At 59.0% G+C, this 13,898-nt stretch carries 10 protein-coding genes; 9 read left to right on the top strand and 1 reads right to left on the bottom strand.

What is annotated here, in order from left to right:
• Window positions 1-688: 688 nt before the first annotated feature.
• Window positions 689-3,634, bottom strand: a complete 2,946-nt coding sequence (locus tag CYAGR_RS16785) for a tetratricopeptide repeat protein (protein ID WP_015107952.1) — start codon at window positions 3,632-3,634, stop codon at window positions 689-691.
• 342 nt (window positions 3,635-3,976) lie between these two features.
• Here CYAGR_RS16785 and CYAGR_RS01285 point away from each other — a divergent pair, with 342 nt between their 5' ends.
• The 9 genes from CYAGR_RS01285 (at window position 3,977) to CYAGR_RS18980 (ending at window position 13,890) form a co-directional block, all read left to right on the top strand.
• Window positions 3,977-5,176 (top strand): hypothetical protein, encoded by a 1,200-nt coding sequence (locus tag CYAGR_RS01285; RefSeq protein WP_043325290.1) that lies wholly within the window; start codon window positions 3,977-3,979, stop codon window positions 5,174-5,176.
• On the top strand, window positions 5,173-6,216 hold the full coding sequence (locus CYAGR_RS01280) for a hypothetical protein (protein ID WP_015107950.1): 1,044 nt from the start codon (window positions 5,173-5,175) through the stop codon (window positions 6,214-6,216). The genes CYAGR_RS01285 and CYAGR_RS01280 overlap by 4 nt, the downstream gene beginning before the upstream one ends.
• The gene (locus tag CYAGR_RS01275; protein WP_015107949.1) at window positions 6,213-8,426 is read left to right on the top strand and encodes a CHAT domain-containing protein; all 2,214 of its coding nucleotides are present in this window, start codon (window positions 6,213-6,215) and stop codon (window positions 8,424-8,426) included. The genes CYAGR_RS01280 and CYAGR_RS01275 overlap by 4 nt, the downstream gene beginning before the upstream one ends.
• Window positions 8,423-9,145 carry a hypothetical protein gene (locus tag CYAGR_RS18050; protein ID WP_015107948.1) on the top strand — a complete coding sequence of 241 codons (723 nt, stop codon included), beginning with the start codon at window positions 8,423-8,425 and terminating at the stop codon, window positions 9,143-9,145. The genes CYAGR_RS01275 and CYAGR_RS18050 overlap by 4 nt, the downstream gene beginning before the upstream one ends.
• 8 nt (window positions 9,146-9,153) lie before the next feature.
• Window positions 9,154-9,678 carry a hypothetical protein gene (locus CYAGR_RS18045; RefSeq protein ID WP_156818352.1) on the top strand — a complete coding sequence of 175 codons (525 nt, stop codon included), beginning with the start codon at window positions 9,154-9,156 and terminating at the stop codon, window positions 9,676-9,678.
• A 737-nt stretch (window positions 9,679-10,415) separates the two neighbouring features.
• Window positions 10,416-10,826 (top strand): hypothetical protein, encoded by a 411-nt coding sequence (locus tag CYAGR_RS18040; protein ID WP_156818351.1) that lies wholly within the window; start codon window positions 10,416-10,418, stop codon window positions 10,824-10,826.
• Window positions 10,827-10,974: 148 nt separating this feature from the next.
• Window positions 10,975-11,532 (top strand): hypothetical protein, encoded by a 558-nt coding sequence (locus tag CYAGR_RS18035; protein ID WP_015107945.1) that lies wholly within the window; start codon window positions 10,975-10,977, stop codon window positions 11,530-11,532.
• A 1,052-nt stretch (window positions 11,533-12,584) separates the two neighbouring features.
• Window positions 12,585-13,034, top strand: a complete 450-nt coding sequence (locus CYAGR_RS19545) for a DUF6636 domain-containing protein (RefSeq protein ID WP_425386788.1) — start codon at window positions 12,585-12,587, stop codon at window positions 13,032-13,034.
• A 394-nt stretch (window positions 13,035-13,428) separates the two neighbouring features.
• Window positions 13,429-13,890 (top strand): helix-turn-helix domain-containing protein, encoded by a 462-nt coding sequence (locus CYAGR_RS18980; protein ID WP_043325248.1) that lies wholly within the window; start codon window positions 13,429-13,431, stop codon window positions 13,888-13,890.
• Window positions 13,891-13,898: the final 8 nt, after the last annotated feature.

The raw sequence follows: 13,898 nt of genomic DNA, 5'->3' as shown, positions 1-13,898 counted from the left end.
GCCGAGGAAAGGCTGGCGGCGGCCAGAACAGTAGGTATCCAGAACGCCAGCCTCCTGACGGATCCCATGGGCCTGAGCCATCCGCTGAGACTATGGGGAAGGGGACGCACGATCTTTGTAGCAAACTTGGCTGTTGGCAAAGGGTTGGCGTCCAATCTCAGGAAACGATGGAAAAAGTAGATGGGTGAGCGAGGGTGCTTGGAAGGTGAGAAGTACTCACCAGCCAGAGGAATCACCGCCAAGTGATCGAAGACTTAGCGTCTTAGGATCCAAAGAGTTGAAACCTTACTAGCGAGACTCGGCCATCACCTAAACAGGCCAACTCTGAACATTGTATGCCCTCTTGCTCTCTCCACGAATCGTTGCCCAGAGATTCATTAGCCGCCCCCTTCTAGCCCCTGCAGTTTTGGTGAGTTTGCATGTTCCAGCTTTCCTGGTGGCTACAGAAGCCGTATGCTACCGCGGTAGCAATGGTGTGCAGTTCGCTCTTCTGAATGCCTTCGCGGCCCCCTGTGTCTGGGAAAGCCTTCAGAATTTGCAGCTATTCGTGAATAGCAATACCCGCTATGGCCGTTTACAGGTGCTAGATGGTGGGGATGTGCACAAAGCAGAAACAATTCCTTATGCCTGACCCAAACAGCATTCGGCAAAGAATGTCTCCCCCATCTGTCAGGGCTGCAGGCAATGATCACAATCCTTGGATAGGCTTCCAGTCCCCATTGAGTTGCCAGGCTGCCCAATAGTAGGGATGCCTCCATTCGGGTTGCTTCGGGTTCAAACGGAACTCCGCCTGAACGCGTTGAAGCGCGTCAAGGCGACCATGTCCTTGTTTCAGCAGTTGATAGAACCGTACCATGAACTCCCTGGTTGCCTGATCATCCACTTTCCATAGGGAGAGAAGTGTTGATCGTGCACCGGCCACAGCAAGGGCACGCTGCAGGCCATACACACCCTCGCCGGTACGCGCCTCACCCTGACCCGTAGAACAGGCAGAGAGAACGACGAGTTCCGTGGCGTGCAGAGGCAGTGATGTTGCTTCAGCGGCGGTCAAGTAGCCATCATCCAGACTGTTGGCGGCTGGATAGTTTGCACCAGCAAGAACGATCCCGCTGCGGAGCATCGGCTCCTGCTTCACCAAAGGTTCGAGCAGACCAAAGCGCGGCTCACCCGATTGGCTGCCGGCGGTACTGGATGGAGCCCGATCAGGCAGAAAAAAGCCATGAGTGGCCACATGGACGATCCTGGCAGGTTGCATCCGCTGCAAAGTCAGGCTAGAGGCATCCGTACCGAAAATAGCCGTGGTCGAGAGCATCGCCGCCACCGCCGTCCCTTCACCTTGTGTTGCCTTCAGCCGCTGCCATCTGGTCGCGGATAGATCCGTGGATCGCCGTTGGGCTTGGTGTTTGGCCGCGTTCGCATTGGAGAAGGGAACCCCGGACCCAGGCCTGTCAAAATCGGGGTCAGCCATCACCAACTTCCCGTGCCCTCGCATGGGTGGCTGTTGCAGCCGCAGCAAATCACGGCCGGTCGTAAGGATCTTGATCTTGACCTGCTCGCTGAGGGGATTGCTCCCAGCAGATTCACTGGGCAGGGCCAAAAAAGGAATCCTATTGAGCTCTGCGTCGGGGGAGAGAAACCAGCGGCTGGAGCCTCTCGTATGTGGTCGAATGGGATCAACCACCAGCCGGCGGACTTCGGCAAGCTGCGATGGAGCATCGGCTGTGGCTTGTTCAAGGCTTGTGTGCATCCTTGTGATCGCCGTGTCGATCACGGAGGCTCTGCCCAGCGAAACTGCCTGGATGGTTCCGTTGGGCTTCAATATCAACGCTATGTAGTGTGCTTCCCCCCAGGAGGGTTGACCGCCGATCATCCCGACGTTGAACGGACGGTATCTCTGAAACTCAACCAGCACACCATCAGCGGGAAGGACGTTGGCAATGTCCTGTGTGGAAACAAGCGTTGGTTTGAGTTGGGGCAACTGCCGGTAGAGTTGCTGCTCAAGTTGAAGCCTTTTGAGTTGCAACGCTTCCCGTTGCTGAGGCGGAGTTGCTATTGATGCCAACTTCGTAGACACAGAGTCTATCTGTTCAGCAGCTTTGCGATGGGCGGGATGGCGTATCAGCAATGCTTGATGAAGCTCCAGGTCCTGCAAAAGGCCTTGACGGTTGAGCCGAGTGAACAGGGCAAGGGGCCATGCAGAGGATGATCGTTCAGCCAATCCAATCGCAGCTTCCCAAGCTCCTCCAACCTCCGTGACCCGATCCTGACGCCTTTTGATCGGCAGCAATGGGATCTGGCGGCGCAGATAGAGCGTTTCACCCTCAACAGCCCGTTGAAAGAATGCAATGCTCTGCTCGACATCACCCATCGCCCCATACACCGCGCCAAGGGAGGCGAAGACAATGGTCGTACCTGGATGGGTTGGGCCCAGGAGTGATTCACTTGTCTTCAGGGCTTCCGCAAACAGTTCTGTAGCCCTAGCGAGTCTGCCTGTCTGGGAATAGACCAAAGCTAGGTTGTTAAAGGAGTCGGCGGTTTGAGGATGACGGCTTCCCAACAACTTCTGCCTAGCCAAGAGAGCCCGTGCCAAAAATTGCTCCGCTTGGCGATAAAGACCTTGCTGATGGTAGATCATACCCAAATCACTGGCCACCGATGCTGATTCAAGATGATCGGCTCCAAGAGCAGCCTCTTTGATCCTCAGCGATTCCTCTAGAAGGTCCTGAGCAGCCTTTAGATTTCCTTTGCGGCGGCTTAATCGTGCGAGACTATCCATTGAGCGAGCGGTCCTGAGATGGTCAGCCCCTAGTGTCTTCTGATGAATACTGAGAGCACGCGGAAGCAGCATTTCAGCCATGGGGATGGATCCCTGCATCATGTACAAGGTGCCCAGCATCTCGATCGCCTGTGCGGTTTCAGGATTCGACTCACCAAAGACTTTGACTCGACTAGCGACGATTGTCTCCAACAGTGGCTGTGCCTTCTCATAGTCACCCTGATAAAAATAGAGTTGGGCCAGCGCACCTTTGGCCTGCAGCAGAGCGCTGAACTCTATGGGTGAGATCTTCTGTTTACGACGGAGAGCCTGCTCCCAAATCCTTGCAGCTTGAACGAGAAGTGGCTCGGCCTCTCTATAGGCTCCTTGGAGAACAAACAAGCCTCCGAGGTTCCCCAGGGCGGATCCCGTATAGGGATGGTTATTGCCAAGACGTTGGCGATTGATGTCAACCGCTCGTCTTAACAAGGGTTCTGCTTTGTCATACGCTCCCTGTCGAGCATGGGAGACGCCCAGGTCTCCGAGGAAACGGGCAGTATCGGGGTGATCCGGCCCGCGACTCCTTTCTGACCACAAGAGAATCTGCTGCCGGAGGATCGTTGCCTGTTGATGCGCGCCCTTGGCGCTCAACGCTTCCGCCTCTGCCAGCCAAGCCTGCACCTGCTCGGGCAGGGCACGTGTGGGAGTGGCCGCTGCGTTGGCACGTCCGTTTGGCTGCTGAACACTCACCGCAGCAGAACCATCCAGCTTCTGCCTGGCGATGGCCGGTGATGGGGTTGCTTCCTTGCTCAGCACAGCCAACAGCACGATGGAACCCAGGGAGCACCATCTGTTCAGGCTTGGCTTGGACTGGTGCATGGCTGCTGTCCGGATGAATGGATCTCACGCATCGGCCGACCGTTGTTCCTGATAGCAAATCCCTGCCGATCTGTCAGGAATGAGAATGTACACGAGGCTCTCTGGCAGATCGGCGGCTATCAACTGACTTTTGAATCCTGGTGACTGATGCATCGACTCAGCTTTACAGACTCAGCCCGTCGCCGGCAGAATGTGTCTTGGGTGAGGCCTCTGGATCTGGACGACAGCGACAGCTACGACGCACTCAAGGCGCTTGTGCCTGCCCAGGCCGCCCACCCTGGCGGGTTCCAGTCTGGGGGGCTGGTCATCGGCACCCTCCGCCCCCGGCACTCCGCTCAAGCCATGGCGCGCCACGGCCTGGAGGAGGCGGTCCCCGACGACGCCACAGATCTGCGCCTGTTGGCCGCCTGCCGTGACCAGGGTGACCAGGAGGCCCTGGTGTGTCTGCGTTGCCGGGTCAGCCACCCGGCGGTGAGAGCCTTGCGGAGCTTCCATCGCCGCTATGCGACCTCCTATGGGCTCGACCTCCTCGAGATGGCCGTACTGGTGCTGGACGACCGCGGTGACCTCTACCCCTACGCCTCGCCGCAGGTGCAGCGAGAGGCGGCCACTCCGGCTATCCGGCACGAACCCTTCCTGCTGGTCGAAGTCCTCCGCACGTTCAAGCCAGGCTTCTGCGGCCTCCCCCATTGGACGAAGCTCAGGATCCAGGCCTGCGGGGAACTCAAGGCCTATCTGAAAGAGCATGGCCTGCTGCTCAAGTCCGACTGGTCCCTGTTGGCCGACAGCTCCGGGAAGCGCGTCCGTGAGGCCTGGTCGCTGTATGGGCGCGGCAGTCTTCAACCGGACCAGGCCGTGGCCCTGCTCAAGGCCTATCAACCGCTCTACCGACAGGCCAAGGAAGCGTTTCTTGCTGCCACCGGTCGCAGCAGCGGCTGGCGGCCGAGTGCCGATTTCCTCCAGCAGCTGTCCCGGGAGGTCTCCACGCCCGTGCTCGCTGATGATCTGAGCGCCGTGGCCCAGGCCGTCCGAAGTTTCCTGGTCGGTCCTCGCGGGGCGTTCCAGCCCTTCGATGAAGGCAGCGAGCACCTCGTCGCCGGAAGCCATGATTCGCTGGAGGAACTGGAAGCTGATCAGCTCCCGGCGGCGGAGCAGCGACGGCTGATTGACGCCGCCCTGAAGCGGGCGATGGATGCCTATCTACCCACCGTTCTGGCGTCTTCCGGCACCAATCCGTCCCTGGTGCACTGTCTGTGGCAGGGCTATGGGGACGGGCTCAGCAACCGGCCAAATGCGGAGCGCTGCGGCTGTACCCCTGGCACCGTCAGCAAAAAGCTCACACCGGAACTCCACGCCCATCGCCTGGCGCTCTCTGCAGCCCAGGAACTCCAACGCCATGGGGCCTTTGCCGCCATCGGCCAGTCGCTCGAAGCCACGGAGCGCTGCGTGACGGCACTGAAGAATCACCTGCTCAACCCAGAACGAGAAGGGGAGGAAGCTCCGATGCGCTTCTGGATCCGCACCTACCTCTCCCGTCCATGACCACCTTCGATCTCCACGACAGCGGACCCGAGTTGATCCCTCTGCCCGCCGGGGCCGTGGTGCTGGTTGGCCAGGAAGTGGGGGTGGGCTTGCGACGCCAGCTTGCCCTTGCGGCACTGCGCCAGGGCCTGGTGGAGCGGCAGCTGCAGTCCCTGAGCCTCGGACCCACGTTGGATCCCGAGGATCCAGACCATCTGCTCAGCCTCAATGGCATCGCCGTGCAGCTGGCCTGTGGAGGTTTGACCAGTGAGGAGATCCAGGTCGATCTGAGCTTCTGGCGCCGGGCTGAAACGGCGCCCCAGTTGGTCCTGGCGGCAGCGGTGGATGGGGAAAACCAGGTCGTTCACTTCCCCGGGGTGCTGACGGGCAAGGAGTTCGTGGATCTTGCCCAGGGAGCATCGGCTGATGCGGCAGCGGCCATCCCCCTGGCCATCGATAAATTCCGGGGGGGCTTCGAGCGACTGTTGACGCTGGCGCTGTTGATGCAACCGGAGGCGTTGCCTCGGCTCGCTCTGCCGAAGGCCGCCGTCACCCCCATCGGCAGCGGTGTGGTCAACGTGCTGGACTGGCTGGAGGGAAGACTGGCCGAGGCTCTCGCGGGCCTGGGTGCCTCCCTGCAGCCCGTCCCTGCGGCAGCCTTCCGGAACCTCGCACTGGCGATTCCGGAACCGGATCAAGCCCTTGCCGTTCTCTCGATCCCCCTGGCCATCAGCAACGGCGCCCTGGTCTGCGGTCCAGCCGCGCGTGAAGCAATCGAGCGGATGCAGTTGCTGGTGATCCCCAGCGGCTCCGAGATCGCCAGCACCCTGCTGCTTCGCATCATTGGCGACACTCCGGGGGCCTTGCTACCCGATCAGCTCACCCTCACGGCGCAGCAGGGAGAGCATGAGCAGAGCATCACCTCCAACGACAGCACCAGCCTGGATCTTCGCTGCCCGGCCTGTTCCCTTTCCGTGATCATCCGGCTGACTTTTGCGGATGGCGAACCCTTGGCCCCCATCCCTCCGTTCCTGTTGCTGCCGGATCAGCCGTTGCCATGACGATGGTTGACCTCCACCTGCTCAGCACCACTCCCAACAGCCTTACGGTCCTGGTGGTGGCAGAGGGGATCCAGGAAACCCTCACCATCCCGATGGCTGCACGCGTGTTGGATGCACAGGCGTACTGGCTGCGGCAGTTTCAGGCCCACCATGACCAGCGCCGGCGTTCCCATGCCGGCAAGTCACCCGTCTCCGCGGACGCCGTTGCCCATGCCTCGGAGCAGTTGCGCCGGGAGCTGATGGCCTGGTTCCAGCAGCCGCCGTGGCAGCCACTGCACCGTGTGCTTGAACGCGATACCGCAGCACCGCTGCGGCTGCAGCTTGATGCCAGCGCACGAGCGCTGGAATCCTTGCCATGGGAGAACCTGTTTGCGCAGCGGCCCTTCTGGCGATTGGCCTCGAGCCACCGACGCGAGGCCGGGCAACCCGCAAGGGTCAGCCGACCGCCCCGGGTGCTGCTGCTGGTGGGCGATGCCCAGGGCCTCGATCTTGCTGAGGAAGTCCGCCAGCTCACGCGGCTGAATCAACGGGGTCGAATCGATCTCCTCACCCTGCAGAACACGGATTCGAACCACACCAAGCTGCGACAGGCCTTGCTACGCGCGGGTGGTTGGGACGTGCTCATCTTTCTTGGCCATGCCGAGGCGGACCCCCGCGCTGGTGGACGCTTTCACCTGGGAGACGGAAGCATCCTGACCGCCGAGAGCATCCGCCAGGAACTCGAACAGGCGGCCAGCCATGGCCTGCATCTGGTGTTGCTCAACAGTTGTGAGGGGATCGACCTGGCAAGACGTTGCGTTGGCGCCGGGGTGGACTGGGCGTTCTGTTTCCTCGATCGTGTTCCCGATACGGCTGCCGCCCAGGTGTTCGTGGCCCTGATCCAGCAGCTGGAGGCAGGGGCCTCGCTTGTTGCCGCCACGGCAACGGTGCGTGAACGGTGGGCAAGGAACGACCGCTGTGGACTCGATCTGTTGGTGGCTGCCTACAGCCAACCCCAGGCGCTGCCGTTCCGGCTGCCGTTGAGCAGGCGGCGACAGTTCGTGCAGCGTCTTGAGCGCACCCAGAGGCGGCAATGGATTGCAGCGGCCTGCGCGGTGGCCTTGGCGGTGGCCTTGCCACTCGATCCCACAAGCTCGCTCAGCACGGCACTGCTCGACTGGCGCCTGGATCTGCAACGCCAGTGGCGAGCTCTCAGATCGGTACCGGGGCCAACGGGATTGCCCCTGCCCGTCATGCTCCTGGATGACTGGGCCTATCCAGCGGCGGGCGGTCAAGGCCCAAGCCAAGGAGCCCAGGTGTCACGCGCCGCCCTGGCCACGGTGCTGGAGCAGACGCCAGCGACGGTTCACACCGTGGCCCTCGACTTTGCGCTCGACGGCGAAGAAGCAGGAACGAACCAACTGGCCGCCGTGATCCAGCGCCAACAACGGCCACTGGTGGTGGCGGGTTACTTCGGCGGACCCTGCCCCGCTGTGGCGGCGGGAGGACGTAACTCCGAGCTGCACCCTCTGCTGAAGGGAAGCGGCCTGAAACAGCGCGACCTCAGCACCCAGATTCTTGCCAGCAACACCTGCCAGAGCTTTCCCCTGGATCAGCGACGGCGGGTTCCGCTTCAGCTGGGACCGGCCCTCACCGGAGAGCAGATGGCTGGACTGCTGTCGGCGAAAGCCGATCCCATCCTTCCCGCCCACAGCGTGATCGATTGGTCGATCGACTGGTTCGGACAAGGCGGTCGGCCACCGCTCGTGGTTCGGGTGAACAGACCGCAGGAGCTGCCGCAGTTGAGCAGTCCGGTGCTGCTGGTGGGCAAGGGCATGCTGCGCTTTGCCCCTGGCACCGACTCCTTCACCGCTCCCAGGGCTGTGGAGGAGACGCTCGGACCGGCCTGGGGCGGCAGCAGCGCAGAGCTGCCAGGTGTAGTGCTCCAGGCGGTGCTGACCCAGAGCCTCAGCCTCAACCACTGGCTGACGCCCCTTCCCTACCTGGTGGGGATTGGGGTGGTGGGCCTGACGTCCGGGCTCGGAATCCTGCTGGCAGCGGCCGTGCCACAACAGCCGTGGCGGATCTTGTGGCTCACTGTGATCACCGTGGTAGCCGTTCCGGTGGCGTTCGAACTGGCTGTACAGCAGCGCCTGCTGTTTCCGATCGCTCTGCCGTTGGTGGGCATGGGCGCCAGCAGCCTGCTGCGTCGGGAAGCCTCGCCGCCATGAAGACAGCCACCACGCCAGCTTCGATGACGGTGAGGGCAGGCTTGGCACTCCTGGCTAGCGCCTGCGTCACGGCCGTCGCTGCGGCGGCGGAGAAACCACCGCAACCCAAACGACCACCACCCACGCTGCTGGAACGAATCCAGCGGCTGATCCACCGGAATCCCGCCATCAGTCCGGCCGGGAGCCGCAGTGGCGGATCAAAGGCTGTCTGCCTGATCACGCCCCATCTCACGGCAACGCACCTCGAAGAGGGGGTGGAAGTGGGCGAAGCCGTTGTGCCGCTTGGAGCTCCCGTGCTGATCGTTCCAGCCCCGCTCAGCGCCATCAGGCTGACGGGCAATGGCCATGGCAAACCCTACGTTCGCCTGGCAAGCCTGGGGCAACCACTGCCTGGAAGGATCCCCTGGCCGGTGGCTCCAATCCAGCCTCGAGAGAGGATCAACGTGCAGCTGCGCCTGACCAACACATCGGGCGCAGAGCATGCAACGTTCAGGATAGTGGGAGCGTCAGCGCAGGAGATGGAGCGGGGTCGGCAGATCCTGCAAACACTTGGCAACGATCCAAGCCGCTGGTTGGCAGCCGTCCAGCAGGAGTTGCTGACAGGGAATCAAGCGATGGCCTCCGCCTTGCTCTTCCATCCCGAGATACCTAATGTCAATGATGTCATTGGCCTGCAGAGTGCTGTCATTCGGAGCCAGTGCACAAACAGACGACCATGAGATCCCCGATGCCATTCACCCAGCATGGTGTATTGATTGCCTTGGCGCTGCAGGTGGTCATGAGCACACAGGCAGGACTCACAGCCTCGCCAACGACTCCGAAAATGTCCGGCAAAGGGCATCAAGAGCACCTGGTCAGGCAGTCAGGCAATGCCGTCTACCTGGATAAGAACTGTCAACGCGCCACAGAGGGATGGGATGCATGGCAAGTCGCGTATCGTCGTTCATTTGATGTTGGCGGACAGCCGTATTGGTTTTCAGTAGCCAAATATCAGGATGGCTCGTCCTTGCTCTGCATTTCGCGGCCAGGATACCTGCAAGGACAGCGGTTGGCCGTCAGCCAGTTGCAGCATCGGTTCATTGGACAAGTAACGCAGGAAGGCAAGACGCCATCGTTCCTCGTCATCGTGAATGGAGGCAATGGGAGATTGGTACCGCTGACTCAATATCGGCTTAACCTGGGCAATCCATTCAGGCCGACTCTGATCAGACTAAAGCAATGGCAGGGTTCTCCCTTGTCGATAGGAGGATGAAGCCAATGGCGGTGTCCTCTATTCTCGCATCCCTTACCAGCAGAACAGCTTGAAGCACACAACACTCTCTCAACCCATACCGCCAACGTACGACGCCTTGAGGCGAGGGATAGCCGCGATAGTTCTTGATTGCGTCCTCAACAAAGGTCCTTCGCATGCTGCTCTGCGTTGCCGGGAGGTTCTCGACACCATCAGTCGAGAGAATGAGCAGAAGTCAGGCGCAAGATACTACAGGCAGTAGTGTTCGCAAGTTCCCGTTCTCGTTAGGTGGTGGAAGACTTCGCCCAAGCTCGACCGTACCTGCACAGGGGAAGTCTGACTCGTTTATGCTGCAGCTGGTCGATGACAGACCAGGAGTTGGAGCACTCGGCGGAAAGGCCACAAGAGCACAGAGTGCAGCCAACACTGGGATGATGAGCAATCCATCGCTGCTCCGCAGTTTACACAATCAATCACTGTTGCCTGTCCAACAGTTACCCGTATCAGATTCCATTGGAGATGGTAGACAGAAACCTTCTCATCAATGGGCAGCGGCAATCTCAGAAAGGATCAGTTCATCCACCCATCCAAACGGTTATCGGGCCCTCACTGCGGAGAGAACATTTGCAAGAATGAGCGGGAGTCGCTCTATGGTGCTCCCAACTGGAATCACTACGCTCCACCCAGAACAAGAAGGTGATGTCCAGCCGCCCCACCGCCACCAAGGGTCACTTGCACCTCCGACTCCTGTTGAACAGATGAACAAGTCTCTCCTTTCCACCATCTCAACACTCGCCATCACAGTGGCGCCCATCAGTGCCGTCGCTCAATCCGTGCCCATCACTGTGGGGATGAATTACGGCATCGCTCGGCAACGGTTGATCCAGGCTGGATGGCAGCCTTTGAGAAGCGCTTACCCTGCGGCCAACTGGATTTATAAAAGTGCGGAGAATTCATCTTATAATCATCTAGAAGCTCAAACACGACTTGCGAGTTACTTTCGGCAACGGGGGTGGTATGAAACTCTTGACTGCGCACCGACGGGTCATGGTATGTGTGGACAGCAGTTCTTTAATGCCAAGGGAAAGGGGCTGATTGTGACAACAACGAATGGCGAGGTTAGTCCGCCTATTGTCAAAGACTACACGTTTGGAAACGGAACACGATGAATATCGACAAGCAATCTGCACATGATCCGCTTGAGACAGCTGCGTATTCATCCCTAAGCAGGGTAAACGAAACACACCTGAACTCCCAAGGGACAAGCATAGAGTCCAAGACGATCGGGAAGCCGTTGTCCGCCTAGCCATTCTCACCATGAAAGCACCGGTTATGACTGAGTCTCCTGTCAAGTCCGTATGGAAAACATCCACGAAAGCCCTTCTGCTGGTACTCGCCTGTACAAGCCCTTGCCATGCAACAACGACATCAGAGCCACTCCCCCCTGTCTCACTGATCAGCTGCCAGCAATCAATCGATAAGACGCGGGAGTGGCTGGTCTCCAAACAGGCGTTTATCCCCTTTGTATCCAATACAAGACCTGGTCGGATTGAGCCACGGCTCACCATTGAGAATGGCAACTATTCACAGCTGTACCGTACGTACCCATCAGGCCGCCCCAAAAAGATCGTCTTCTACCTGTCAGGGGATGCCGATCGTATCTGGCAAGGAGTACTGGGATCCCCACAGACGCTGACAACCTTTGCCTCGCTGATGATGGCATCGTGTCCAAGAGTTGGACTGGTTGAATATCGCCACTGGTGGGAGGGCTATCTGCCGGTGGGCTTCTTCCCAGACAATACGGCAAAAGCATTCACCTGGGTGGATGCATCGGACTCCCGCGTGCGGGACTGGGGATTTTTCTATTCCCCTTAAGTGGCTGTTTGATTCATTGGACTGAGGGTGCATTCCTTGTGAAGCATCAGATGAATGCACTTCGAGAGCTAGCTCACCCAATGAAACTGTGTACCGATAAACAGACTGACTTCAGACAAACACACACCCCTCCTTTACCAGCCTATGAATGTCCAGCAGCCGTTCAATACAGTTAAACGAGCATCAGGTTTGAATAAGCCAAAACCTCATTCACATGATCGTTTTAGGCACTCCATAGAGCGTCAACCCAGGTGCACCCTCCACCTCGAACGAACAGGCCATGTCCTACCATCGGCTGGTTCACAGGAAGATGCGAACAGCACCTCACCATACGCAGGAGAACATGCTGCTTGATTCCACTATCTCAGTAGCAGCAATGGCGGCGACGATAAAAATAGGATCAGCCGAGTCGCTGCCCCGCGCGACGGACTTGAGCTACGAAGTGGCCCAGCAACAATTCGGAGACAAAGTGCAACATCAAGTGAACGTGCGCTCAGCGTCGAAGTCTCTACTCTGGGCGTTTAGCGCTGTTATTCTGACGCTCCATTCAAATGCCGCCCAAAGCCAGCCAACTCAGTTGCCACGAAGCTGTCTATCTGGCATCGAGCGTGCAGCAGCATCTGCAGGCTTCAGTCTCAAACCTGAGGGCTACGTCCTGAGTCGAATGAGACAGTCTTCGTCAGCGGGTAAAGCGGAAGCGGCTATGTGGGGTACCAGCAAACCTCCAACAGAGATCAGCTATTCAGAGATACGTTCGAAGGGCAAGTTCTATGTATCACTAACTCTCCCACCCTCTCCGGAGCGAGGAGGCGTCGTTACGCCTAGGATCCAAGAGAAGATCCGCCAACTTCAGAATGCCGCGCATCGACAAGTCGACTGTATCCAGACACTCCGCATCGAGTTCCTTCGGTCGGGGCCCTACGAATGCACATGGCTAGATAGGAGTAGAAATACAGTAAGGAATATCCAACATCTAGAAGCAGCAGGAAGTGGCAGGGGCACGCCTCGGCCTGGATTTGACTATTGTGATTAAGCCATGTGTAGATTCAGACATGCTCCCCCCTCAGGTTCTTAATAGCATGCGTAAGGATAGGGCGTTCATTCATTCCTTCTTGTTCAGGCTCGGCTTGGCTCCATTACTGATTCTTCTAGAGCCTGGTACTGCTCGAGCGATGGATGGATTCGTGCTGCCCTCACGTAACATCTATTGTGTGTTATACAGCGGTGACTTGTTTTGTGATGTCATCCAGCATAGGTGGGCAAACTGGGGCTGCGAAGATGGTGGATGCAGGGGCACTCGATTTCAGCTCCGGCAGCAAGGACCAGCCAATGCCATTCGATCCTCTGACTCCATGGCTGGAAGTAATTGGCCGGTTCTTGCCTATGGACGCAGCATTCGGCGTGGAACGATTCAGTGCGTCTCGGCGACGGAAGGTCTGACGTGCAAAAACGATAGTGGAGGCAGGCTGCATCTCAATCGATTGTTCTACACACTTCGTTGAGGGTTGGATTTCAGAGACCACAGACTTCCTCCTCTGGATCGAAAGCATAGTGCAGAGATAATCGATGCTCATGGCTTTTTCTTGTCAGAAGTCTGGTCATTTTGTAGCGTCCATTTTGACTTGGGTAAGTTCGAGCGTACTGGCTTTAGTGTGTCATTCTATGCACGTTACAGCAGCTGCCCAGTCGGTGCAGTCAAGCCTGTCCTTGATCTCTCAACTTCATCGCCCGGGACCCACGGGAGCCTGAAAAGACAAACAAGGAGAATGGATTAACCCGTGGTAACCCCCCGGGTTCAGGAAAGATGTCACCCCTCTCATTCGTACACCCGGGGGCTTGAGGACATGACCAATGCGTCGTTACAGCGAGGCCGTCAAGGCTGATGTGAGGAGGCGGATGACCCCGCCGCACCGGCAGAGCGTGGCCCGGATTTCAGAAGAGCTGGGCATCCACGTGATCACCCTCTACAAATGGAGGAAGACCTGGCGGTTGCAGGGAGAAGTGGTGCCGGCATCCGAGAAGGAACCAGAAGGCTGGAGTGCTGCCGACAAGTTCACGGTGGTGCTGGAGACCGCTGGCCTCAATGCCACCGAGCTCAGCGCCTACTGCAGGGAGCGGGGGCTGTTTCCTGAGCAGGTGAGCCGTTGGCGGCAGGCAGCCCAGGATGCCAACGCCAAGCCGGTGCTGACGATGGCCGAGCAGAAGGAGCTCGAGAAGCTCCGCGCCCAGGACCAGCGGGAGATCAAGGCCCTCAAGAAGGAGCTGCAGCGCAAGGAGAAGGCCCTGGCGGAGGCGGCAGCCTTGCTGGTGCTGCGAAAAAAGTGGGAGGCCTTCTGTTCGGAGGACGAGGAAGGCTGACCAGCGCC

Source organism: Cyanobium gracile PCC 6307, assembly GCF_000316515.1.
Lineage (GTDB): Bacteria > Cyanobacteriota > Cyanobacteriia > PCC-6307 > Cyanobiaceae > Cyanobium > Cyanobium gracile.
This window is presented reverse-complemented; position numbering and strand designations above follow the sequence as displayed.